The 24,084-nt window shown below is 68.8% G+C and carries 20 protein-coding genes; 8 read left to right on the forward strand and 12 right to left on the reverse strand.

Annotation, left to right across the window (positions count from 1 at the left end; translation table 11 throughout):
* Together ACIQ1T_RS16775 and hslU are read left to right on the forward strand one after the other, a co-directional pair.
* Positions 1-201 (forward strand): inorganic diphosphatase (locus ACIQ1T_RS16775; RefSeq protein WP_395945700.1); only part of this gene is annotated, 201 nt, incomplete at its 5' end.
* 290 nt (positions 202-491) lie between these two features.
* Positions 492-1,793 carry an ATP-dependent protease ATPase subunit HslU gene (gene hslU, locus ACIQ1T_RS16780; RefSeq protein WP_395945701.1) on the forward strand — a complete coding sequence of 434 codons (1,302 nt, stop codon included), beginning with the start codon at positions 492-494 and terminating at the stop codon, positions 1,791-1,793.
* On the opposite strand, the gene ACIQ1T_RS16785 is transcribed toward hslU, so the two are convergent.
* Complete coding sequence (locus tag ACIQ1T_RS16785) at positions 1,783-3,096, reverse strand: YihY/virulence factor BrkB family protein (RefSeq protein ID WP_395945702.1); 1,314 nt, start codon at positions 3,094-3,096, stop codon at positions 1,783-1,785. The genes hslU and ACIQ1T_RS16785 overlap by 11 nt on opposite strands.
* Positions 3,097-3,200: 104 nt before the next feature.
* On the opposite strand from ACIQ1T_RS16785, the gene prmC reads away from it, so the two are divergent.
* A complete protein-coding gene (gene prmC / locus ACIQ1T_RS16790) occupies positions 3,201-4,115 on the forward strand; it encodes a peptide chain release factor N(5)-glutamine methyltransferase (protein ID WP_395945741.1) in 915 nt (304 codons plus the stop codon).
* Positions 4,116-4,122: 7 nt separating this feature from the next.
* On the opposite strand, the gene ACIQ1T_RS16795 is transcribed toward prmC, so the two are convergent.
* From ACIQ1T_RS16795 to ACIQ1T_RS16805, 3 genes are all read right to left on the reverse strand, one after another.
* Positions 4,123-5,979, reverse strand: coding sequence for a DNA/RNA non-specific endonuclease (locus ACIQ1T_RS16795; RefSeq protein WP_395945703.1), 1,857 nt, complete (start codon positions 5,977-5,979; stop codon positions 4,123-4,125).
* 65 nt (positions 5,980-6,044) lie between these two features.
* A complete protein-coding gene (locus ACIQ1T_RS16800; protein ID WP_395945704.1) occupies positions 6,045-7,373 on the reverse strand; it encodes an ATP-binding protein in 1,329 nt (442 codons plus the stop codon).
* Complete coding sequence (locus tag ACIQ1T_RS16805) at positions 7,370-8,086, reverse strand: response regulator (protein ID WP_395945705.1); 717 nt, start codon at positions 8,084-8,086, stop codon at positions 7,370-7,372. Before ACIQ1T_RS16805 ends, ACIQ1T_RS16800 begins: the two co-directional genes overlap by 4 nt.
* Positions 8,087-8,237: 151 nt before the next feature.
* On the opposite strand from ACIQ1T_RS16805, the gene ACIQ1T_RS16810 reads away from it, so the two are divergent.
* Together ACIQ1T_RS16810 and ACIQ1T_RS16815 are read left to right on the forward strand one after the other, a co-directional pair.
* Positions 8,238-8,732 carry a hypothetical protein gene (locus tag ACIQ1T_RS16810; protein WP_395945706.1) on the forward strand — a complete coding sequence of 165 codons (495 nt, stop codon included), beginning with the start codon at positions 8,238-8,240 and terminating at the stop codon, positions 8,730-8,732.
* A gap of 107 nt (positions 8,733-8,839) precedes the next feature.
* A complete protein-coding gene (locus ACIQ1T_RS16815; RefSeq protein WP_395945707.1) occupies positions 8,840-9,292 on the forward strand; it encodes an EF-hand domain-containing protein in 453 nt (150 codons plus the stop codon).
* Positions 9,293-9,295: 3 nt separating this feature from the next.
* Here ACIQ1T_RS16815 and ACIQ1T_RS16820 read toward each other — a convergent pair whose 3' ends face one another.
* Positions 9,296-11,452 carry an ATP-binding protein gene (locus ACIQ1T_RS16820; protein ID WP_395945708.1) on the reverse strand — a complete coding sequence of 719 codons (2,157 nt, stop codon included), beginning with the start codon at positions 11,450-11,452 and terminating at the stop codon, positions 9,296-9,298.
* A gap of 325 nt (positions 11,453-11,777) precedes the next feature.
* Positions 11,778-12,119, reverse strand: coding sequence for a GIY-YIG nuclease family protein (locus ACIQ1T_RS16825; RefSeq protein ID WP_395945709.1), 342 nt, complete (start codon positions 12,117-12,119; stop codon positions 11,778-11,780).
* A gap of 318 nt (positions 12,120-12,437) precedes the next feature.
* Between ACIQ1T_RS16825 and ACIQ1T_RS16830 the strand changes: the two genes are divergently transcribed.
* A complete protein-coding gene (locus ACIQ1T_RS16830; protein ID WP_395945710.1) occupies positions 12,438-13,163 on the forward strand; it encodes a hypothetical protein in 726 nt (241 codons plus the stop codon).
* A gap of 4 nt (positions 13,164-13,167) precedes the next feature.
* On the opposite strand, the gene clpB is transcribed toward ACIQ1T_RS16830, so the two are convergent.
* On the reverse strand, positions 13,168-15,768 hold the full coding sequence (gene clpB, locus ACIQ1T_RS16835; RefSeq protein WP_395945711.1) for an ATP-dependent chaperone ClpB: 2,601 nt from the start codon (positions 15,766-15,768) through the stop codon (positions 13,168-13,170).
* 153 nt (positions 15,769-15,921) lie between these two features.
* Positions 15,922-18,240, reverse strand: coding sequence for a TonB-dependent receptor domain-containing protein (locus ACIQ1T_RS16840; RefSeq protein ID WP_395945712.1), 2,319 nt, complete (start codon positions 18,238-18,240; stop codon positions 15,922-15,924).
* 188 nt (positions 18,241-18,428) lie between these two features.
* Between ACIQ1T_RS16840 and ACIQ1T_RS16845 the strand changes: the two genes are divergently transcribed.
* Both ACIQ1T_RS16845 and ACIQ1T_RS16850 read left to right on the forward strand, forming a co-directional pair.
* Complete coding sequence (locus ACIQ1T_RS16845; RefSeq protein ID WP_395945713.1) at positions 18,429-20,084, forward strand: serine hydrolase; 1,656 nt, start codon at positions 18,429-18,431, stop codon at positions 20,082-20,084.
* 1 nt (position 20,085) lies between these two features.
* Positions 20,086-20,970 (forward strand): hypothetical protein, encoded by an 885-nt coding sequence (locus ACIQ1T_RS16850; protein WP_395945714.1) that lies wholly within the window; start codon positions 20,086-20,088, stop codon positions 20,968-20,970.
* Here the strand turns inward: ACIQ1T_RS16850 and ACIQ1T_RS16855 are convergent.
* The 4 genes from ACIQ1T_RS16855 to ACIQ1T_RS16870 all read right to left on the reverse strand — a co-directional run bounded on the left by ACIQ1T_RS16855 (position 20,967) and on the right by ACIQ1T_RS16870 (position 23,968).
* Entirely contained in the window at positions 20,967-21,401 is a 435-nt protein-coding gene (locus ACIQ1T_RS16855) for a hypothetical protein (protein WP_395945715.1), read from the reverse strand. The two genes, ACIQ1T_RS16850 and ACIQ1T_RS16855, sit on opposite strands and share 4 nt — an antisense overlap.
* A complete protein-coding gene (locus tag ACIQ1T_RS16860) occupies positions 21,401-22,153 on the reverse strand; it encodes a DUF4893 domain-containing protein (protein WP_395945716.1) in 753 nt (250 codons plus the stop codon). The genes ACIQ1T_RS16855 and ACIQ1T_RS16860 overlap by 1 nt, the downstream gene beginning before the upstream one ends.
* 46 nt (positions 22,154-22,199) lie before the next feature.
* The gene (locus tag ACIQ1T_RS16865) at positions 22,200-22,889 is read right to left on the reverse strand and encodes a DUF4893 domain-containing protein (protein WP_395945717.1); all 690 of its coding nucleotides are present in this window, start codon (positions 22,887-22,889) and stop codon (positions 22,200-22,202) included.
* 104 nt (positions 22,890-22,993) lie between these two features.
* Positions 22,994-23,968, reverse strand: a complete 975-nt coding sequence (locus tag ACIQ1T_RS16870) for a DUF4167 domain-containing protein (protein WP_395945718.1) — start codon at positions 23,966-23,968, stop codon at positions 22,994-22,996.
* Positions 23,969-24,084 lie beyond the last annotated feature (116 nt).

The following is a 24,084-nucleotide window of genomic DNA, read 5'->3' on the forward strand; positions in this document are numbered from 1 at the left end:
GCCAGCTATCGTCAGCTGCCGGCCATCCTGATCGAGCAGATCGAGCACTTCTTCACCCGCTACAAGGACCTGGAGAAGGGCAAGTCGGTCACGGTCAAGGGCTGGGGCGACGCCGGCGAGGCCGCCGCCCTGATCGAGGCCGGCATGAAGGCCCACCTGGACAAGCTTGAAGCCAAGAAGAAGGCCGCCAACGCCGCCTGATCCGGCGACGACGGCGCAACAGCCACATCAAGGCGTCCCCCGATCCGGGGGACGCCTTTTTGCTGCCCCGCAGTCCCGTCTCCTCCCCGCTTCGCGGGGAGGTGGCGCGGCGCGCCTTCGCGCCGCGACGGAGGGGTTCTTAACGCGCGAAGAACGAACGCCGGTGGGGTTTCAAGAACCCCTCCACCGCTTCGCGGTCCCCCTCCCCATCTGCGATGGGGAGGAGACGCGATTAACACGCGACGCCCTGCCCCCTCCCGTTCGGCTTCCCGGCGTCCTATCTGAACGCCATGACTGACCTCTCCCCCCGCGAAATCGTCTCCGAACTCGATCGCTATATCGTCGGCCAGGACGACGCCAAGCGCGCCGTCGCCGTCGCCCTGCGCAACCGCTGGCGTCGCAAGCGCGTGCCCGAGGATCTGCGCGACGAGGTAACGCCCAAGAACATCCTGATGATCGGCCCGACCGGCGTCGGCAAGACCGAGATCGCCCGGCGTCTGGCGCGCCTCGCCGGCTCGCCCTTCCTGAAGGTCGAGGCCACCAAGTTCACCGAGGTCGGCTACGTCGGTCGCGACGTGGACCAGATCATGCGCGACCTGGTCGAAAGCGCCCTGGTCATGGTGCGCGACCGCCGGCGCGGCGAGGTCCGGGCGCGGGCCGAGGGCGCGGCCGAGGACCGGATCCTGGACGCCCTGGTCGGACCGGGCGCGGGCGCCGCGACCCGCGACAGCTTCCGCAAGAAGCTGCGGGCCGGCGAACTGGACGACAAGGAGATCGAGATCGCCCTGGCCGACACCGCCTCGCCGATCCAGGGGCTGGACATTCCCGGCGGCGGCAACGTCGGCCTGCTGAACCTGTCGGAGATGCTGGGCAAGATGGGCGGCGGCCGCACCAAGACGGTCAAGCTGACCGTCCGCGACGCGACCACGCCCCTGATCGCCGAGGAAGGCGACAAGCTGCTGGATCAGGACAGCCTGACGAAGGAGGCCCTGCTGCTGGCCGAGAACGAGGGCATCGTCTTCCTGGACGAGATCGACAAGGTCGCCGCCCGCCAGGGCGCCTCCGGCGCCGACGTCAGCCGCGAGGGGGTGCAGCGCGACCTGCTGCCCCTGATCGAGGGCACCACCGTCTCGACCAAATACGGGCCGGTGAAGACCGACCATGTGCTGTTCATCGCCTCGGGCGCCTTCCATGTGGCCAAGCCGTCGGACCTGCTGCCCGAACTGCAGGGCCGCCTGCCGATCCGGGTCGAGCTGAAGGCCCTGACCCGCGACGACTTCAAGCGGATCCTGACCGAGCCCGAGGCCAATCTGATCCGTCAGAACCAGGCCCTGCTGGCGACCGAGGACGTGACCCTGACCTTCACCGACGATGCGGTGGAGGCCCTGGCCGATGCGGCGGTGGCGGCGAACTCCGCCGTCGAGAACATCGGCGCGCGGCGGCTGCAGACCGTGCTGGAACGGGTGCTGGAAGAGACCAGCTTCAAGGCCTCGGACCTGTCGGGTCAGACCGTGTCGTTCGACGGCGAGGCGGTGCGCGACAAGCTGAGCCTGCTGACCAAGGACGTCGATCTGAGCCGGTTCATTCTGTAGCGACGGCCTGGCGCTCGCGGCGGTCGCGGCGCCCCCTGAGGCGGTCGGCGACCGCCTCGGCATGGCGCTGGGTGAAGGCCAGGGCGGCGGGGTTGCCGCGTCGCGCCCCGACCGTGTCGGCCACGGTGGCGCCCCGTTCGCCGATCGGCATAGGCTTTCCGGTCGTGGTGTCGATGGCGGTCTGGTGCTCTATCTCGGCGTTCAGCTCGGCGCCCATCAGGATCACCTGCACCGAGATCCAGGTCCACAGCAGGAAGCCCATGGTCGCCGCCAGGGGACCGTAGGAGTCCAGCCGCACGAAGGTGTTCAGATACCAGCTGAACACCAGTGAGATGCTGAGGCTGATCAGGGCGGCGAAGATGGCCCCCGGCGTCAGCCAGCGCCAGCGCGCCTTCTGCCGGCAAGGGCCGAAACGATAGATCAGGGTCAGGGCGGCGATGAAGCCGACCAGCAGCAGGGGCCAGCGCAGCCAGGCGAGATAGCGCCATTCTTCCTGCAGCCCGAACAGGCCCAGCACCACGGGCACGCCGACGACGATGGTCGACGTCAGCATGACCGCCAGCAGGGCGCCGATGGTGAAGCCGAGGCACAGGAGGTTGTAGCGGACGATGTTGCGCTTCTCGACCTGATGATAGGCGACGTTCAGTCCGTAGAAGAGCACCTTGACCGCTCCATTGGCGCTCCACAGCGACAGGGCCACGGTCCAGATCAGGGTGAAGGTCAGTTCCCCGGACGAGTTCTCGGCCAGGCGCTGCATCTGCGACCCGAGGAATTCGGCGATGGTGTCGGGCAGCAGGGCGTAGAGGAATTGCAGCCGCTCCCAGGCCTTGGCCGGGTCGGCGAACAGGCCGTACAGGGTCACGAATGTCCCCAGCAGAGGGAACAGGGACAGCAGGGTGAAGAAGGTCACGCCGCCGGCGACGAACCCCACACGATCCCCGAAATAGGAGGCGCCGGTGCGCCACAGGATGTCGGTCCAGCCCTTGCGCGGAATATGTTCCGGGCGACGGGCCATGCGGCCGCGCCCCGGCTCCTTTTCGTCGTAGTCTTCCGGCGTCGGCGGCTTGGGCGGCAGGGGTTCGGGGCGTTCGGGGCGCAGCTCGACCCCGACCTTGTGACCCTGGGTGTAGAGAATGTGGGCCGCGCCGGCGCCGGCGGCGAGCCCGCCCAGGACCGCGGCGGCGAACTTCCACGGCCCGACGCCGGACGGCGCGTCTCGCCCCCCGCCGGTCAGGCTGCGGATCAGATCGGCGGGTCCAGCCCCGGATCGAGAAGACGACTTGGATCTGGGCTTGGATTTCATTCTGGCCATCCCTCGCGAAACGGCGATGCCGCCGCCCCTGTTCCCCCGCGCCGAGAAATCGGCGCCGCTTGAAATCCCTCGCCCAAAGGGCCAATCACCGGGCCATGACCACCGAGCCCCTCTCCCCCAAGCCGACCGACGGCGCCGCGACCCTGCTGACCGTGTGGAAGGCCGCTCAGGCCCGCCTGAAGGACGGCCGCATCGACAGCCCGGCCATCGACGCCCGCCTGCTGCTGGAAGCCGCCGCCGGCGCCAGCCGCATGGACATTCTCACGGATCCCTACCGCGTGGTCACGGCCGAACAGAAGGCCGACTACGAATCCATGGTCGAGCGCCGCCTGCGCCGCGAGCCCGTCTCGCGCATCGTCGGCAAGAAGGGCTTCTGGAAGATCATCCTGAACGTCACCCCCGACGTGCTGAGCCCCCGGCCCGACACCGAGACCATCATGGACGTGGCCATGCTGGCCTTCGCCAAGAACGAGGCCTTCAGCGCCATCGACCTGGGCACCGGTTCGGGCGCCATACTGCTGGCCCTGCTGGCCGAGCGGACGGCGGCCCACGGCGTCGGCACCGACATTTCCAGCGAGGCCCTGGCCGTGGCGAAGGAGAACGCGGCCAACCTGGACCTGAACGACCGCGCCACCTTCCTGCGCACCGAATGGGCCGCCGGCTTCGGCGACGCCAGTTTCGACCTGGTGGTGTCCAACCCGCCCTATATCCCGACCGATCACATCCCGACCCTGGACCCCGAGGTGCGCGACCACGATCCGCATCTGGCCCTGGACGGCGGGCCGGACGGCCTGCAGGCCTATCGCGACCTGGTCCCTGAGATCCGCCGCATCCTGAAACCCCTGGGCGTCTTCGCCGTGGAGATCGGCTGGGACCAGGGCCCGCAGGTCAAGGCCCTGTTCGAAGAGGCCGGCTTCACCGACGTCAAGGTGGTCAAGGACCTGGGAGAGCGCGACCGCGTGGTGACCAACGGCCCGGATCCCCGGACCAATCCGATTCCGCAGGAATAGAGGCGGGTCAGATCGCGATATCCTCGAGGCGGTTGAACCAGCGGGTCCGACGCGTGGACTCCAGGCTGCCGTGGGCGTCGAACCGCTTCAGCTCGCCGAAGTCGAGCCCCGTCAGCTCCTCGACCGCGGCGATCGTCGTCTGGATCTTGCGCGAGCGCAGTTCGTCGATCGTATAGGGGCGCAGGCCGGAGAACACCTTCGCCTCGTACAGGGCGCGGACATATTCGGTCTGTCCGTTGACGAAGGCGGCGGCGGCGATGTCGTCCGGCGTCTTCTGCAGCACGGCGATCTTCCAGAAGGACAGCGGGATGCGCCAGGGCCCGCCCTTGCGGGTTCGGCCATAGACGGGGTCGTCCTCCCTGAAGATCGGGCCGGTGAAGACCGTCAGCCGACGCTCGGTGGTCTGGGCCTTTTCCAGCACATAGTCCTCGAGATTGCCCCAGTCCTGGTCGTTGTAGGTCTGGGCCTGGGGCGCGGCGTTGGTGAAGTGGAAACTGTCCTCCATCCCCCGCCGGGCGTCGGCCTCGCGCTGTTCCGGCGTGGCGGCGTCGCTCCAGCAGGGGTCCAGCAGCCGCACCAGATGGCCCCGGCTGAAATAGACCTTCTCCTCGGCGCGCGTCCGCACATAGCATTCGTCGTCCGACTGATAGGCGGCGTCGATCCGCGCGTCCGGGCGCCAGCTATCCTTGCGCTTGACCCGGACCAGCTTGCCGCCGTCGATATTGACCGCCGTCAGCAGGGGGAAGCGTCGCTCGGCCGACATGACGGCCGAAAAATGGAAATAGGTCAGTTCGCGCCCGGGGCCGTCCTTCAGCGGCGCGACCTTTCCCGCATCGGCCAGGGCGCGATAGATCGGCTCCAGCGGAACCCCTTCCGACAGAAAATCGGGATCGTAGCCGAGGTCGGTCTTGGTCCAGCGCGACGTCTTGAACGGCGCATTCTGCTCGGTCGTCGACAGAACGGGCAGGGCCGAGGGACGGCCGATCGGCGGAAATCCGATACCGCGTTCGATCCGGTCCAGCGCCAGCTGGGCGCTCTCGCTCTCGAACCGATTGCGTTCCAGCAGGTTGAAGATGGCGCTGACCCGCACCCCCTCGTTCGCCAGCCAGACCGGATCGGCCGGATCGCTGTCCGGAGCGGGCACGGCCTTGTGGTGAATGGCGGCCACCTGCCACTGGTCGTTGAAGACGGGCGCGCCGGACGAGCCGGGCTCGGTGTCGGTCGAATAATGGATGAACCGGGCCGGATTGGCCGGGGTCAGATCGGGCGCCAGGGTGACGATCTGGCTGGCGTGGATGGCGATCTGCTTCGGCTGGCCGTTCGGATGCTGGACGATGGTGACCCATTCCCCCTCCACCGCCTTGCCCGACAGGGGCAGCAGCGGCAGCCAGCCGTAGCGTTCCAGCGGCACGCCCTCTTCCGAAAGGGGCGTCACGGCGATCAGGGTCACATCCAGTTCGACGGAGGTGAAGAACAACTGATCCGGCGCAAAGTTGAACTGGACCGGCGCGCGCACCACCCCGTCCAGATCATGGTCGTAGCCGAACTCCGCCTCGGCCTGGGCCGCTTCGTCCGAACTGGCCAGGACGTGGTTGTTGGTCAGCAGCAGCCGCGGACCGACCAGGAAGCCGGTGCCATAGGCGTGCCCCCCGTCCATCGGCAGCTTGACGCGGCATACCGCCTCGGCCGCGCGGCGGCCGCGATCGAGGAAGTTGATCGACATCAGGTCGCTTTTGCCGATCAGCCGTTCAAAGCCGTTGGGATCGCTGCGCGGCCCCTCGATCAGGGCCGCCCGCAGCCGCAGCGCCTTGTCGCCGCGCAGCCGCATATCCTGGGTTGGAGACGCGGAGCCCTTGTCGATCATGTTCCCCTCCGAAACCGATCCGCCTCCCCTCCCTATCACACGCAACCTTTGGTTGCCACACTTCCCTACGGACGAAGGGGCGAGAACAGCACCACCGCCGTGACGCCGCCGCCCGGGGTGGTCTCCAGACGGACATCGGCGCCCATCTGTTGCGACAGGGAGCGGGCGATGGACAGGCCCAGGCCCGAACCGCCGGTCTCGCGGCTGCGCGAGGCCTCGCCGCGCGCGAACGGCTCGAAGGCGTGCGCCGCAAACGCCCGGGTCAGGCCGGGGCCATGGTCGATCACGGCCAGCCGCCAGCGGTCGTCGTCGCGTTCGAACCCGACCTCGGCCGACCCGGCGTAGGCGACGGCGTTCTCGATCAGGTTTTCGACGATCCGACGCAGGGCGACCGCATCGGCCTGGATCCGGCCGGGCTCAAGCCGCCCCAGAGTCACGGCCTGGCCCAGAGCGGCGCGTTCGCGCACCAGGTCGGTCAACAGTTCCGCCACCTCGACAGGCGCGAGGACGGCGGGCCTCTCCTCGCCCCGCGCCACCAGCAGCACGTCCTCGATCAGGGTGGCCATCAGGGCCACGTCGCGGTCGGCCCGCGCCCGCTGGTCCGCATCCTCGATCAGGGCGACCCGCAGCCGCAGCCGGGTCATCAGGGTCTTGAGGTCGTGGGCCGCCGCCGCCAGCATCCGCATCCGCTCGCTCATCAGGGCCTGGATGCGAGCGCGCATCCGGTTGAAGGCCGAGGCGACGCGGCGCGCCTCGGCGTGGCCGGTCTCGTCCATCGGCGGGGCGGCCAGATCGACGGCGAACCGGTCCGAAGCGTCGGCGATCGCCTGGAGGTCGCGGGTCGCCCGGTGGGTCATCCGCCACACCAGGACCGCGGCCGTCAGCCCCACCAGCAGATTGAACACGAGCGTGGCCATGGCCATGCCGCGCCGACGCTGGGTCAGGCCCGGCGCCACCACCAGCCTCTGCCCGTCCGCCAGGGCCACGGAGACGGCGTAGAAGGCGGTCTTGCGGCGCTGGAAGCGGGGGCGGAACTCGCGTCGCTCCTCCGGGACCAGCAGCCGGACGTCGCGCGCCGCCAGGCCCGCGCCATAGCTGTGCAGCACGAGGGGCGGAGGCTCGCCTTGCAGCCGATAGCCGTCGGGAATCCCCTCGGCGATGAAGAAGCGGGTGGCGTCGCCGTTCAGCGCCACCAGCAGGTCGTCGCGCCGCGCCGACGGGGTGTGGTCCAAGGCCTCGGCCGCGGCGGCGATCCGCACCGGCACCGGCAGCCGCCAGTCCTCCTGCTCCATCCGCTGGAACCGCATCAGGCCCAGGACGCTGACCGCCTGAAGCGCCGCCACGATCAGGACCAGGGTCAGGGCCAGTCGGTTGGCGAGGCCGAACCGCCTCATCCCTCGACCTCGACGTCGGCGGCGAACAGATAGCCGGCGTTGCGCACAGTGCGGATCAGGCGCGGCTCGCGCGGATGGTCGCCCAGTTTGCGGCGCAGGCGCGAGACCTGAATGTCGATCGACCGGTCGAAGACCTCGGCCTGACGCCCCTTCAACACGTCCATGATGGCGTCACGCGACAGGACCTGCTGCGGGCGGCGGACGAAGGCGGCCAGCAGGTCGAACTCGCCGGCGGTCAGTTCCACCCCCCGACCCTCGGCGTCCGTCAGGGCGCGGGCGGCCAGGTCCAGCCGCCAGCCGTCAAAGATCAAATGGCGGGCGACAGGCTGCAGCCGGACGCGGGGATCGGCCCGGTCGCGCCGCCGCAGCAGGGCGCGGACCCGGGCGACCAGTTCACGCGGCTCGAACGGCTTGGCGATATAGTCGTCGGCGCCGACCTCCAGCCCGACCACCCGATCCAGAGGTTCGCCCCGCGCCGAGGCGATCAGCACCGGCCGCTCGCCCTGGATCCGGCGACAGACCGACAGCCCGTCCTCGCCCGGCATCATGATGTCCAGCAGCACCAGATCGGGCCGACGCGCGGTCCAGGCCGACCAGAAGCCGGCGGCGTCGGCAAAGGCGCGACAGTCGAACCCTTCGCGCGCCAGCAGGGCGCACGCCAGGTCCCGGATCTCGGGATCGTCCTCGACCAGATAGATCAGCGCCGTCGTCATGACCCAAGCTTGGCCCACCCGCCCGCGCCCCGCCAGTGGGGGATACACGCCGTTACAGACCGGCGCCGGGGCGACACACCCCTGGCGGTCGGCTCTGTCAGTCTGCAGTCGTCCGGAACAGGCCGGACCCCGAACCCGAGGAGACCGCCCCATGATCCGCTCCCGCACCTTCGCCGCCGCCGTCGCCGGTCTGACGGCCCTGGCCGGCGTCGTCGTCGCCGCCGACAGCGCCGAGGCCCAGTCGCGCGCCCGTCACCGCTCCGCCAGCGTCAGCGGCCCCTACCACAGCGCCAGCCGCAGCGCCGACATTCACCGCAGCCCCGGCTCGGCCTCGGTATCGCGCAGCGGATCTATCGACGGACACGGCTGGTTCAGTTCCCGGGCCCGCGCCACGGTCGACACCGGAAACGGCTACGCCACCTCATCGGTCCGCGTCGGCCCGGCCGGCAACAGCCAGAGCCGCACCGCCTCCATCGCCCACGACACCGACAGCTACAGCCGTTCAGCCGGAATCCAGACCTCGAACGGCTATGGCTACGACCGCCAGGTCGACGCCTATCGCGACGAGAGCGGCGTGACCGTGAACCGCACGGCGACCGCCAACAACGGCGCAGGCCGCAGCTCGACCGTCACCTATCCCTATTGACCCGGTTCGGGCGGAGATCTCGTCCCCCCTGTCCTCCGCCCGTCGCCCCGGCCGTGTTCCTCCCCCAACCGCACGGCCGGGGTTCCCCTTTCCGAGAGAAAACGACCATGAAAGCCCTCGCCGTCTCCGCCCTGATCGCCGCCGCCCTGACCGCCGTCGCCCATCCCGTTTTCGCTCAGACGCCTGCGCCGGGCGACATGGGACGGCAGATGTTCCAGCGGATCGACGTCAACAACGACGGCCGCCTCTCGCGCGCCGAGTTCGAGTCCGCCCGCGAGGAGATGTTCGCCCGCGCCGACGCCGACCGGAACGGGCGGCTGACCATGTCCGAACTGCGCGCCCTGCGTCCCGAGGACGCGCCCGCGCCGCAACGTCGTCCCGGCCGCGAACAGCTTCAGAAACTGCGCGCCATCGACCGCAACGGCGACCGCGCCATCGACCTGAACGAATTCCGCAGCCTGGGCGGCGAGCGGTTCGCCACGGCCGACCGCAATCGCGACGGCTTCATCACCCGCGAAGAGATCGCCGCCCTGGTCCAGGCCATGGGCCTTGGCGGTTGATCCCTAACCCTTGGCGCCGGCCAAGGCCGCCGCCAGATCGGCGTGGCGGAAGGGTTTGACCAGGCGAGGCAGGTCGGGAGCCAGATCCTCGACCTCGGCATAGCCGGAGACGATGAGGATGGCGCAGCCGGACGCCCGCTGCTGCAGGCGGCGGGCCAGTTCGACCCCGGACAGGCCGGGCATCAAGTGGTCCGTCACCAGGATGTCGGGATGAACCCCGGAATCGAGCAGTTGCAACGCCGCCTCGCCGCTGTCGGCCTCGATCACCCCATAGCCCAGCTCGGCCAGGGAGGCGGCGGTCGAGGCGCGGACCAGGGCTTCGTCGTCGACGACCAGGGCCAGGCCCGCGCCGGTCTTGACCGTCTCGATCTCCGGCGCGGCGACTCCGACCGCCTCGCCGGTGGCGGGCAGCCACAGTTCGATATTGGTCCCCGCGCCGGGCGCGCTGGCGATGGTCAGAGCGCCGCCCAGCTGGGCCGCAAGACCGTGGACCATCGACAGGCCCAGACCCGTGCCCTTGCCCACCCCCTTGGTGGAAAAGAAAGGTTCGATGGCGCGGCGGCGCGTCGCATCGTCCATGCCCGTGCCGGTGTCGGCGACCGACAGCCGGACATAGGGACCGGGGACCAGACCCTCCGGCCGGCGCTCGTCCGGGTGGACCGAGGCGACCGAGACCCGCAGGGATCCGCCGTCCGGCATGGCGTCGCGGGCGTTCACCCCCAGGTTCAGGATCGCCATCCCCAGCTGGTTGCGATCGGCGCGGGCGGCGGGCAGGCCGGCGGCCGCCTCGACCGCCACGCGGATCTGCGGGCCGGTGATACTGTCCAGCAGGGCGCCCATCTCGATCACCAGGCCGGAGACGTCGACGGCCACGGGCTGCAGCGGCTGACGCCGGGCGAAGGCCAGCAGCCTCTGCACCAGGACCCGGGCGCGCTCGGCCGACTGCAGCGCGCCGTCGATCAGTCTCTGTTCGCGCTCGCCCCCGACCTTGCGCCGCTGCAGCAGGTCCAGACTGCCGAAGATCGGGGTCAGCAGATTGTTGAAATCGTGGGCCACCCCGCCGGTCAGCTGGCCCATGGCCTCCAGTTTCTGCGACTGGCGCAGGGCCTCCTGGGTCTCCAGCAGGGCGTCGGTGCGTTCCATCACCCGCACCTCCAGCGTCTCGTTCAGGGCGTGCAGGGCCTGTTCGGCGCGAGCGCGCTCGACCGCGTCCCAGGTTCGGGCAGCGACCGCCTCGGCCAGGGCAAGGTCGTGGTCGGTCCAGCGGCGCGGACCGGGCTCGTGCAGGGCCAGGGTGGCCCGCAGCCGCCCCTCGCGCACCAGGGGCACGGCGACCACCGCCTGGATGTTCAGGGCGCGATAGGCGGCCACATGGGCGGCCGTGCGCGGATCGGTCGTCACATCGTCGATCCGCTGGGTCTCGCCGCGATTCAGGCTGGGACCGATCTCGGGGCCGAAATTGTCGAAGGCGCTGGTCTCGCCGTCGATGGTCTCGACCGCGTCCGTGGTCCAGTCGCGGGCGGCGACGACCCGGCTCCCGTCGGGTTCGACCTCGCCATAGGTGACGCGCGCGACGCCCAGGGCCCGGCCCAGCAGACCGGCGGCCAGACGCTGGACCTCGTTGGGATCGCGCGTATGGGCGGTCAGTTCGGACAGTTCCTCCATGGCGGCGGCGCGGCGCAGGGCCAGGACCTTGTCCGTGGTGTCGGCGCACAGGTCCAGCAGACCCGCGACCCGGCCGTCGTCGTCGCGCAGCGGGCTGTAGGAGAAGCTCCACCAGGTGTCCTCGGCATAGCCGCGCCGGGTCATGACCAGATGCAGGTCCTCGACCCAGGTCGCCTCGCCCGACAGGGCCTTGTCCGCCAGGGGTTCGATCCCGTCCCAGATCTCGGCCCAGACCTGATGGAAGGGCGCGCCCAGGGCGCCCGGGTGGCGGACGGCCAGAAAGGGCAGATAGGCGTCGTTGTAGAGGAAGGTCAGTTCCGGCCCCCAGGCCATGCAGGCCGGCTGGCGCGTCGCCAGCATCATGCCGACCACCGTCTTCAGCGAGACGGGCCAGTCCTCGGCCGGGCCGAGCGGGGTGGCGCCCCAGTCGAAGGCGCGCGTCAGGGCGCCCATCTCGGTTTCGGCGCCCAGGAAAGCCAGTCTGTCGTCGGTCAAAGCCACATCCGATATCGCAGGCGGCTCACGCCCCCCGCGATCCGCCGATGGCGGAAAGCGCTGCGGCGGGGTTGGTTCCGGGATAAGTGTCGGAAAGCGGACGGAGGGTGCGAACCCGTATCTTTTCGTCATCCTCCGGCGAGCCGCGTCTTCGCGGCGCAGACCGGGGGACCCAGCGGCGCCGGAGGCGAAATCTAACCGCCGCTCTGACTGCCGGTGTCCGCGACAGGTTCGCGCTCGCGCGCGCCGCTGGGTCCCCCTGTTCCGCTTTGCGGCCCGGAGGATGACGAAAGAATGCGAGACGCTGGTGTTTGGGGATCAGGGCTCAATCGTCCTCCAGCGGCGGCGTCCAGTTCGGATCGTTCACCGGATACCAGTCTGCGGCCAGATCGGCCCAATCCGGGTTGGCCGCCTCGATCAGCTTCAGCTTCCAGTCACGGTTCCATTTCTTGAGCCGCTTCTCGCGAGCGATGGCGTCCACGATCCAGGAATGCCGTTCGAACCAGACCAGACGGGTGCAGCCATAGGCCTTGGAGAAGCCGTCGAAGACGCCGCTGCGATGTTTCCACACTCGCGCGACCAGGTTCGCCGTCATGCCGACATAGAGCGTGCCGTTCCGCCCGCTGGCCATGATGTAGGTCGCGATGAAGGTGCGATGCGTCGGCATAGTCACAACCTGAACGATCCACGAACTTACGCCAATGCCATCCCCTTTCGTCATCCTCCGGCGAGCGTAGCGAGACCGGGGGACCCAGCGGCGCGCGAGAGCGCGAACCTGTCGCGGACACGATGTTTAAGGTTCGTGCGGTGGTGAGATTTCGCCTTCGGCGCCGCTGGGTCCCCCGGTCTGCGCCGCGAAGACGCGGCTTGCCGGAGGATGACGAAAGAGAGATCATCAAGCATGGGCGAACCAAGCGACGACTGCAGAATTCTTGTGTTCGTTCGGCCCTCAAGCCGCAAACCAGCTCGATCTCTAGAATATAGAATGAAACGGTTTCTTCTTACCGGAGAAGGAACCGAAAATCTTGATGACAAAAAATTCTCCTCTCACCACAAAATTGGAAAGATAGCGGACTATCTCCTCTGGGATCGTCAGTTCATTGCAGAACTCAAGCAGATCGAAGGCTACCCCTCCGTTCGCATGAACAGACTGATGAATGAGGCTCTTCGCCAAGAACCACGTATCTTCATCGCCGGCACTGTCGGAATGCAGCGCGTGTTAGCAGGTCGAGAAAACGGGGCCGAAATAAACGAAATGATGGTGACCATAGGAGGTCGCCCTGTTCGAAAAATGCTTCAACATGCCAACTCTCAAATCAGCGACACCCGCTTAAAATTACAACTCGCTGGTGCGGCAGGACTGGCAATCGTCCTGATTGATAAACCTCAAAAGATTGAGGCCAGCATCGCAGCTTATGCTGTTCGAGCAGCTCTTCAGGCCAATGAACCCGCCTTAAAAGAGGTAGATGTTGTTTGGGTTTCCATGGAAACGCATCAAGTCGCCCTCCCAGATGGTCGTTTGGGATATCCAGAATTAATTGTCTGGCGCGCGAACCGCCGCTCTACAATGGAGCGCTATATGATGGGTCAAATGATCGATGCCTGGGCGCAGTTCAACGACGCAGATCTCGAAAATCTAGATCACACACTAGGCTGGCACACCCTGAACCCCATAGGGTCAGGGTGGCCACTGTCTCTTCAACAAGAATAGACGCCTAATGCACCCGCGCCTTGCCGATCTCCAGCCCGTCCTCCCCGGCTGAGACCGCAATCACCCCGCCGTCCTCGATCTCGCCGGCCAGCAGTTTGCGGGCGATGGGGTCGACCAGTTCCTTCTGGATGACGCGCTTCAGCGGCCGCGCGCCATAGACCGGATCGTAGCCCCGGTCCGCCAGCCAGGCCAGGGCGCCGTCGTCCAGGTCGATCGCCATGCGGCGGTCGGCCAGCAGCTTCTCGAACCGGGCCAGCTGGATGCGGACGATGCCGCCCATCTGGTCGCGGCCCAGGCGGTGGAACAGGATGATCTCGTCGATCCGGTTCAGGAACTCGGGGCGGAAATGGCCGCGGACGGCCTCCATGACGAAGGGCCGCACAGCCTCGACGTCGTCCCCCTCGCCCTGGTTGGCCAGGAATTCCGAGCCCAGGTTCGAGGTCATGATGATCAGGGTGTTGCGGAAGTCGATGGTCCGCCCCTGACCGTCCGTCAGACGGCCGTCGTCCAGCACCTGCAGCAGGACGTTGAAGACATCGGGGTGGGCCTTCTCCACCTCGTCGAACAGGACGACCTGATAAGGACGGCGACGCACCGCCTCGGTCAGGGCCCCGCCCTCGTCATAGCCGACATAGCCGGGAGGGGCGCCGATCAGACGGCTGACCGAATGCTTCTCCATATATTCCGACATATCCAGCCGGGTGATGGCCGCCTCGTCGTCGAACAGGAACTCGGCCAGAGCCTTGGTCAGTTCGGTCTTGCCCACGCCCGTCGGGCCCAGGAACAGGAAACTGCCCAGCGGACGGTTCGGGTCGTTCAGCCCGGCGCGGGCGCGGCGCACGGCGTCGGAGACGGCGGCCAGGGCCTCGTCCTGACCGACGACGCGATGGCCGAGCGCGACCTCCATCTGCAGCAGCTTCTCGCGCTCGCCCTCCAGCATCTTGTCGACGGGCACGCCGGTCCAGCGGCTGACCACGGCGGCGATCTGTTCGGCGTCGACGACTTCCGGCGTCAGCGGGCCCCCATGACCTGAAGCGCCGTCGGTCTCGTTCGCCTCGGCCTCGGCCAGCTGTTTCTCGATCTGCGGAATCTGGCCGTAGGCGATCTCGGACGCGCGGCCCAGATCCCCCGCCCGCTGGGCGTTGGTCAGCTCCAGACGCAGACGGTCCAGGGTCTCGCGCAACTGGGCGCCGGCGCCGACCTTGTCCTTCTCGGCCTTCCACTGGGCGGTCATGTCGTCGGACTGGCCCTCCAGATCGGCGATCTCGTCCTCCAGCTTCTCCAGACGATGCTGGGACGCCGTGTCCGTCTCCTTCTTCAGGGCCTCGCGCTCGATCTTCAGCTGGACCAGGCGGCGGTCGATCTCGTCCAGGGCCTCGGGCTTGGAGTCCACGGCCATGCGCACCCGGCTGGCCGCCTCGTCGATCAGGTCGATGGCCTTGTCCGGCAGGAAGCGGTCGGTGATGTAACGGTTCGACAGGGTGGCGGCCGCCACGATGGCGCTGTCCGAGATGCGGACCCCGTGGTGGACCTCGTACTTCTCCTTCAGTCCACGGAGGATCGACACCGTGTCCTCGACCGTGGGTTCGGCGACGAAGACCGGCTGGAAGCGACGGGCCAGGGCCGCGTCCTTCTCGACGTGCTTGCGGTACTCGTCCAGGGTAGTGGCGCCGACGCAGTGCAGTTCGCCGCGCGCCAGGGCCGGCTTCAGCAGGTTCGACGCGTCCATGGCCCCGTCGCCCTTTCCGGCGCCGACCAGGGTGTGCATCTCGTCGATGAACAGGACGATTCCGCCCTCGGCCGCCGAGACCTCGTTCAGCACGGATTTCAGCCGTTCCTCGAACTCGCCGCGATACTTCGCGCCGGCGATCAGACTGCCCATGTCGAGCGCCATCACCGTCTTGTCGCGCAGGCTCTCCGGCACGTCGCCGTTGACGATGCGCAGGGCCAGTCCCTCGACGATGGCGGTCTTGCCGACGCCGGGTTCGCCGATCAGGACGGGGTTGTTCTTGGTGCGGCGGGCCAGGACCTGAATGGTGCGGCGGATCTCCTCGTCGCGGCCGATGACCGGGTCGATCTTGCCGTCGCGGGCGGCCAGGGTCAGGTCGCGGGCATAGCGTTTCAGCGCGTCATAGCCGTCCTCGGCGCCGGCGCTGTCGGCCGTCTTGCCCTTGCGGACCTCGGCGATGGCGGCGTCCAGCTTGTCGGCGGTGACGCCGGAGGATTTCAGCACCTCGGCCGCGACCCCGCCCTCCTTGGCCAGGGCGGCCAGCAGGCGTTCGGTGGTGACGAAGGCGTCGCCGGCCTTTTTCGAGGCGTCCTCGGCGGCGGCGAAGACGCGGGCGGTGTCGCCGTCCAGATAGAGCTGGCCCGAGCCGCCGGTGACCTGGGCGCGCTTCTTCAGCGCGGTCTCGGTGTCGGCCTCGGCGCGGCGCACGTCGCCGCCGGCGGCGTTGATCAGATTGCGCGCCAGGCCGTCGCGTTCCTCCAGCAATACCTTCAGCAGGTGTTCGGGCGCGAACTGCTGGTGACGACGGGCCAGGGCCAGGGACTGGGCCGACTGGACCGCCTGTTTGGCGCGGTCGGAATAGAGATCGAGATTCATGCGTTCCCCTCGTGAGGCGGATTTGATCCCAAGAACGCCCTTTCAGGAAGCGACGCCTTGAGCTGTCGCAAACGAAATGGTGTGGCGCCGAGGGCACGCAAGGGGATGGGCGGCGGAATCTCCGCCGCCCATCGCAACGCCCCGATTCCGCCGTCAGCCGCCCGTCGAAGGTGCCGAGAAGTCGAACTGTTCCGGCTGACGGCGCGGCCCGGAGCCCAGGCTCCAGGTCAGGCCGACATAGAAGGCGCGCAGCTTGATCTTCTGCTCGGTCTCCTCGCGGAACAGGGGGGTGTCGAACACCGTCCTGTTGTTGAAGCTGTTGAAGATGTCGCGACCGGTGAACTGGAAGGACAGGGTCTCGGTGAGCTTGCGGCGATAACCCAGATTGACCATGCCGCCGGCCTCCCGCGTGCCTTGCGCCAGCAGCTGGTCCCCCTGCCAGAAGCCCATGACCTGGACGAAGTCCTTGGCCGTCGGCTGCCAGTTCAGGCTGAGCCGCCCCGACGCCACCTCGCCCTCGCGGTCCGAACCGCCGACGATGCCCGCCGCATCAATCTCCTGACGGGACAGGGTGGCGCCGGCGCTGTAGCGCAGGGTCGGGTGCAGACGGCCGTTGAGATTGGCCTCCACCCCATAGTCGCGCCGGCCGCCCAGATTCTCGGGCCGGGTCAGCAGGATTCCGCCGCCCAGATCGGTCGTCACATCGGTGAAGGCGCCGTCGGTGTCGCGCAGGAAGGCGGTGGCCTGATAGAAGCTCTGGCCCTTGCGCATCTGCCACATGGCCTCGACGCTGTCGGTCTCCTGCGGCTTCAGGTCCGGATTGCCCGAGCGGCGGCTGAGCGGATCCTGGTACGATACGAAGGGGTTCAGCTGCTGCAGCTGCGGCCGCTGGATGCGGCGCGAATAGGAGGCGCGCAGGGTCTGGGTCTCGGACAACTGGTACTGCAGATGGCCGGTCGGATAGGCCTTGAAATAGTCCTGGTCCGCCGACAGGCCCGAGGTCCGGTCGTCGATCTCGATATAGGCCTGCTCCAGTCGCAGCCCGGCCTGGGCCGACAGTTTGGCGGTCAGGGGCTTCTCCCAGGCGCCGTATAGCGCATGGACCGTCTGCGAACCCTCGAACCGGTTGCTGAGCTCGGGCACGACCGCCAGCCCCGCCTCGGACGGGCCGCGCAGGAAGGCGCTGTCCTGATCCGGACGCTGATCCGTCAGTTCATAGCCCAGGCGGATCTTGCCGCCGTCCGTGGTCGGTCGGACATAGGCGCTGGTGAAGCCCAGGATGTCCTGGCCGCCGTCAATACGATTGCGCTCATAGAGGTCGGCGGCCTCGGGCGTGATGAAGTCGTTGCGCGTCAGGGACGAGATCTCGTTCTCGTTGCGGTCAAAGCGCAGTTCGTTGGACCATTCATGACCTGCGTCGTCGAGCTTTTGCACCACCCGGCCGGTGACGCCCCAGTTGGAGAAGTCGAAACGGGTCGTGCTGTCGCGACGATAGGCGCTGACCAGGGCGCCTGCGGCGTCGCGGGTCTCGAACAGGCTGTTCAGATCACCGTCGCCGTCCACCGCATTGCCGCGCACCTCCAGCGACAGCTGGGTCTTGTCGGTCAGCTTGTATTCTGCGGTCAGACGGCCCACGGCGCCGGTCTGGTCCTGTTCCATGCTCTGTTCGACCCGCGTGGTCTGGGTCAGGGTGCCGGTGACCGGATCATACTGTTCGCGCAGGCGCGGGAACTCCAGCTCGATCGGATCGACACGATAGCTGAGATCGCCGGACAGGGTCAGCTTGCCGTCCTGACGCGAGCCGCTGACGCCCAGGTTCCAGCGCCCGCCGTCGCCGACATTGGCGCGGACCGAGCCCGTCGTGGTCGTGCCCGGCTTGGGCGCCGTCGGCTTGGTGATCAGATTGATGACCCCACCAGATCCTTCGGGGCTGTAGACCGCCGACGGATTGGTCATGACCTCGATCCGGGCGTAGCGGTCGGCCGGCAGCTGCAGCAGGGCCTGGGCCCGCCCCTCGCCGGTCAGGATGCCGGACGGACGGCCGTCGACCAGGATGGTCACGCTGGAATCGCCGCGCAGGCTGACATTGCCCTGAGGATCGACATCGACCGAGGGCACGTTGCGCAGGGCGTCGGCCAGACTGCCGGTCGTGGCCTGCAGGTCGTTGGCCAGGCTGTAGCTGATGGAATCGATCGAGGTGCGGACGGCGTCCGCCTGGCCAGTGACGACCACGTCCTGGACCTCGGATGGGGCGGCCTTGTCCGCAGGCGGCGTCTGGGCGGAGGCGGTCTGGCCCGGAGCAAGTTGGGTCGGAGCGGTCTGGGTCGGAGCAGGTTGGGCCGGCGGCGTCTGCGCGGGCTGCGACTGGGCGGCGGCCGCTCCGGCCGGCAAGGCGAGAGCGCCTCCGATCAAGGGCACGACCAAGGGCCCGACCAAGGGCCCGATCAAGGGAATGAGTTTGATCTTCGACATGGCATACCCCCTGTATCCGGGGACTTCGCTCACCCGGCGCGCGCTCAACCTAGCAGCGCTCGGGTTGTGGGTTCAGTTACATCCATTTCATTACGCCTTGTTCACGGAACGCCACGACGGACGAAGCGCCCTTGGCCCGGGCTTGCGACGGCGTTAGCGTCGCCGTGAGTATTTCCGGAGCCTGCCCCATGTCCCTTCGCCTGTCGCGCCGTTCTCTGTTCGCTTCCGGAGGCGCGGCGGCGCTGGCGGTTCAGCCCGCCCTCTCGCAAACCGCGTGGGCGCAGGCTTCCGCCAACGACGACGTCTCCCTGGCCGCAGCGGTCGACGCCTATGTGAAGAAGGCCATGGCCGCCTGGCCGGAACAGCCGGCCCTGGGGATCGCCGTGGTCAAGGACGGGGCGACGGTTCTGGCGCGTGGTTACGGCGTCAAGAAACAGGGCGCGGCGGCGCGGGCCGACGAACACACCCTGTTCGCCATCGCCTCCAACTCCAAGAACGTCACCGCCGCCGGCCTGGCCATCCTGGTCGACGAGGGCAAGGTGAAGTGGGATGCGCCGATCCGGACCTATCTGCCCGACTTCCGCCTATCCGACCCCTATATCTCCGACCACATCACGGTGCGGGATGCGCTCAGCCACCGCGCCGGCTTCGGCTTGGGCGCCGGCGACCTGCTGTTCTGGCCCAACAGCGACCGCACCCGCGCCGAGGTGATCGCCCAGGCCGCCTTCGTGCCGATCGAGGACGGGTTCCGCGCCGCCTACCACTATTGCAACCTGATGTTCGTGGTGGCCGGCGCCGTGATCGAGGCGGTGTCGGGCCTGTCGTGGGAAGACTTCGTCCAGACCCGGATTCTCGACAGGGTCGGCATGACCGAGACCGTGCCCCTGGCGCGCCTCGCCGATCCGGCCAGGTCCGCCCTGCCCCATGGCCGGGTCGGACCGCCGCTGCGCTATCAGGGTGCCATGACCCAGATCGCCGACTCCATCGCCGAGGTGTGGAACTGGGACTCCGCCGCGGCGGCGGGCGGCATCTGCACCACCCCGACCGACTGGGCCAAGTGGATCGCGGTACGGCTGAACGACGGCCTGTTGCCCGACGGGACGCGTCTGTTCTCGGAAGCCGCCGCGCGCGAGATGTGGAAGCCGAACATCATCGTGGGCAGCTCGGCCGGGCCGACGGCGGAACTGCCGAACCGGTCCATCGCCTCGACCTACGCCATGGGCTTCCAGGTGCAGGATTATCGCGGCGAGCGGATCGTCAGCCACGGCGGCGGCTCGCCGGGCGGGATCTCGGCGACCGTGCTGATCCCCGGCCGCAAGACCGGCTTCTGCATCTTCTCCAACGCCGAGGAGAGCTTCCTGCTGCGGGCCCTGCGTTCGGGGATCTCCGACCTCTGCATGGGCAAGGTCGACGTCGACTGGATCGCCGACTCCAAGCGGATGGAGACCGAGGGCAATGCGAAGTCCATCGCCGCCGCCGCCGAGATCGACGCCAAACAGGCGGCCGGCGCGGCCCCGGCCATGCCGCTGGACACCTATGCCGGAACCTGGCGCGATCCCTGGTACGGCGACATCACCATCGTGCCCAAGACACATGGGCGCGGGCGCAGCCGCAAGCCCGGCCTGTGGCTGAGCTTCACCCACACCCCGGCGCTGCAGGGCTGGCTGGAGCCCTATGACGGCGAGACCTTCCGCACCCGCTTCCCGGACAAGCGCGAGGAGGACGCCTTCGTCACCTTCGCCATCCAGACGGCCCGCCCGGCGACGGCGACGATGAAGGGCGTGTCGCCGGACATCGACTTCTCCTACGACTATCAGGACCTGAAACTGACGCGCGTGGACTGAGATGATCGCGACCTTCGCCCTGATCCTGGCCGCGGCCCTGGCCCTGCCGGACCCGACGACCCAAGCGCCGGTCGATCCGAATGCGGAGGTTCCGGCCGCCTGCCGGATGGACCAGGCCGGAAACGTCGACTTCCAGGCCTGCGCCGACACGGCGCCCAGGGGGTCGATGCCGCGCGCCCTGGCCCTGATCAACCTGGCGTCGCAGGCCTATCTGGAGGGCGACTATTCCCGCGCGGTCACCCTGTATGACGAGGCGATTCCGCCGGGTCAGACGGTCACCTCGGACGTCGTCTTCCACACCTTCCGCGCCGACACCTATCACCATGTCGGCCGCACCGAAGAGGCCCGGGCGGACGCCGCCCTGGCCTGGCGCATACTGCAGGGCGAAATCAGTCCGTCCGGCGACCCAGCCGACGACCTGCCCGTGACGGACCAGCTGAGGTTCGAGGTGCTGATCCGCATCCTGCCGATCCTGAAGGACGGCGACCCGGCCGCCTTCACGGCCGCCCGGACCCTGTTCATGGGCCTGCCGGCCGAGGACGGGATCGCCCTGACCAACCGTGCGGGCCTTCTGGCCAGGCTGGGCGACTATCCGGCCGCCATCGCCGACAGCGAACGCGCCCTGGCCCTGACGCCCGACGAGCCGGGGCTCAAGAACAATCACTGCTACACCCTGTTCCAGGCGGGCCGGGCGGCCGAGGGCCTGCCCTATTGCGAGGCGGCCGTAGCCGCGCTTCCGGCCATCGCGCCGATCCGCCATTCCTACGCCGAGGTGCTGGCCGCCCTGGGCCGGTGCGATGAAGCTGACGCCCAGATGGCCGAGGCGCGGCGACTGGATCCCTCTGGCGTCGCCTACGCCAGATCCCTGACCTGCACCCCCGCCTAGTTCGGCCGCGCCGCCACGACGATTCGGCGTCCCTGCGTCGGATCGACGACGGCCTGGGGCTGCAGCCGGCTGAAGGACAGGCCGCCGACATAGGACAGGGCCTCCATCGCCGCCTTGGCCGTCTGCATCGCCTGACCGGGGTCAGCGCCATAGGCGGAGACGACCAGGGCCCCGCCGCGGGGCGCCAGTGCGGCGGCCTTCAGCAGCATGGGCTCGGCCCCGGCCGACAGTTCGGTGGTTCCGGGCTGGAACAGACGGTCGCCGTCCAGCACCACCGTCGCCGCGTTCAGCGTCACCCCCTCGACCGGACCGGTCGGCGCCGCCGCGACGACGGCGGGCGGCGCGCCGGCCTCATGAACCTGGGGCGGCTTCTCCTTCTCGCCGGAACAGGCGGCCAGCATCAGAAGCGCGGCGACGGCGGCGCGGCGCATCAGCGCGTGATCTCCAGCAGTTCCAGCTTGGCCTCCTGCTTCGGCCAGGGGATGGCCAGACGCCAGCGGTTCTGGCCGATCCGCTCCAGCACCCCGACCTGATCGCGCTCAGGCTTGTCGCCATAGGCGGGGAAGGTCTTTTCGTCGGCGCCCCAGGCCTGGGCGCCGACATAGACCAGGCGACGATCCGTATCCGGATAAAGCAGGCCGCGCGTCCGCTGCGAGCCGGTGGTCTTGGTCAGGACCAGATCGCCGCCGGGGGTCATCTCGACCGAACAGGCGAACCAGGGATAGTCGACATAGGCCGGCCCCTGCCCCTCCACGCGGCGGCCCAGCTTGATCGTGCGGCAGCGATAGGTTCCCGGCGCGGGCTGGACCCGGCCGGCCTGGGCGGCGTTGGGGTCCACCAGGGGACCGAGGGCCTCGACCTGGGCCGAAAATCCGCCATCCTCGGCCTCGGCGCGGGCCAGACGCCAGGCCTGATCCAGACGGCCCAGCAGACTGGCGTCCTCGGCCGTGGCGACACGACGCCAGTCGTCGGTTCCACCCTGGAGTCCGCCCTGACCGGGGCCGGCCGGAGCCGCCTGTTGCGCGGGCGTAGCCGTCGCCTCGGGCGCGGCCTGGGGCGGAACCCCGGCGGCCGGTTCAGTCACCGCAGGAGAGGACTCGGCCGGGCTGGACGGGCTGTTGTCGCCACAGGCGGCGAGCGCTGTGGCGCCCAGAAGCACGAGGGCGAAAGAGGTGCGGCGCATGATCGATCTCCGGCGGATGGGAACCAGGAAACGGCCCAGCCGGAAATCAGTTCGCCGCAGGGACCAGTTCGATCAGGTCCAGGTTCGACTCATACTGCGGCCAGGGCAGGACCAGTCGCCAGCGGGCCTCGCCGATCCGCTCGACCACGGCGACCAGGTCGCGGTCGGGGTTCTGGCCATAGGAGTTGGCCGCCGGTTCCTGGGCCAGGGCCATCGAGCCCAGCAGCACCATATGGCGGTCGTTCTCGGGGAAGATCAAGCCGGAGGGGCGCTGCGATCCGGTCAATTTGGTGAACTTCAGCCCGCGCGGGGTCTGTTCGATCCGACAGGCGAACCAGCCGTAGATCACATAGCCCAGGCCGTCCTCGCCGCCCTGGGAGCCCAGCTTGACGGTGCGGCAGCGGTAGGTCCCGGCGGGCGGAGCCACGCCCGGACGCGCCGCATGGGGATTGATCAGGTCGCCCAGGCTGTTCAGGTCGCCGGAGCCGCGCTGGCGACGGGCCTGCTGCAGGGCCAGGTCCCAGGCGGCGTCGCGGCGCTGATACCGGTCGCGGTCGGTCGAGACGATGACGCCGCGCCAGTCCATCAGGGCGCCGGCGGAACCGCCCGAAGGCGGCGGCGGGGGCGGAGGCGGAGGGGGCGTGGACGCGCAGGCGGCGACGGCGAGCAGGGCGGCGAGGCCGAGGCCTCGCGTCATGCCGGAAACCGACGGACGAAACTGGGCGAACTGACGCATCGAGGCTTCCCTGGGGGCCGAGGCTTACGGCGAAGTCGTCCCCTTAGGCCCCGTATGGGCGGCCGCCGTCAAGGCCGCACGCCCACCAGGAATTCCAGCGGCCTTCAGCCCTCGCTGTCGGCGGCGGCCTCGGCCTTGCGGCGGGGGGCGCGGCGGCGCGGCGCGGGCTCGCCGTCCTCGGTCGTCTCGGCCGCCGGAGCAGGGGCCGAAGAGCGGGTCAGGAAGCCCGGCAGGGCGGTCGGCGCCTCGTCGTCGCCCTCGGTCTTGGCGGCGGCGGTGCGGCGGGGGCGACGCGGACGCTCCTCGGCGGCCGGAGCCTCGACGGGCGTCTCGGCGACGCGCTCGACCGGCGCAGCCTCGGCCTGGACGGCGTCGGCGGCGTCTTCGGATCCGGCGTTCTCCTGCCCGTCGAAGCGACGGTTGCGTTCCTCGCGGCGACGCTCCCAGCGTTCGCGACGGCTCTCGCGGCGACCGCCGCCCTCGCCCTCGGCGCGGACTTCGCCGTCTTCGCGCGGCGGCTGTGCGTCGCGGTTCTGATCACGGTTCTGGTCCCGGTCCCGGTCGCGATCCCGGTCGCGGTTCTGAGACTGGTCCCGATCGCGGTTGTAGTCGCGGTCGCGGTTCTGGTTCTGATCGCGATTCTGATCACGGTTCTGGCCCTGGTCGGCGCGCTCGGACGCTTCCTGGGCCTGGCGGTCGGCGGCCTGCTGGGCGGCGACGAATGCGGCGGCCTGGGCGCCGGACTCGTCCTCGAAATCGATGTCGAAGCCCTGGTTCGACAGTTCGCGCGCAGCGATGTCGGAGAAGGACCGCTGCGGCTGCAGGGCCCGCAGGACGCGGTAATAATGTTCGGCGTGCTGCTGATAATTCTCGGCCAGCACCCGGTCGCCGCCGGACGAGGCGTCGCGGGCGAGCTGCTGATAGCGCTCGTACACCGTCTGGGCGTTGCCCCGGACCTTGATGTTTTCGGGGCCTTGCGAATCCCACGAACGATTCGGATTGGCGTTATTGGCGTTATTGGCGCCCGCCTTGTTCCGATTGCGTCCGCGCTGACGCTTCATGCCCTTGAAATCTCTCATTCGCGCTACCGTGTGCAGGGACGGAGCCTGGGCCTGGGCCGGTTCCGTCCGTTTCGTGGTTCCGTTTCGCTCGGGGCCGATCCCCGATTGTCGATCTGTCGGAATGCCTTGTCGCC

The sequence above is a fragment of the Brevundimonas sp. genome, assembly GCF_044336875.1.
Classification (GTDB): domain Bacteria; phylum Pseudomonadota; class Alphaproteobacteria; order Caulobacterales; family Caulobacteraceae; genus Brevundimonas.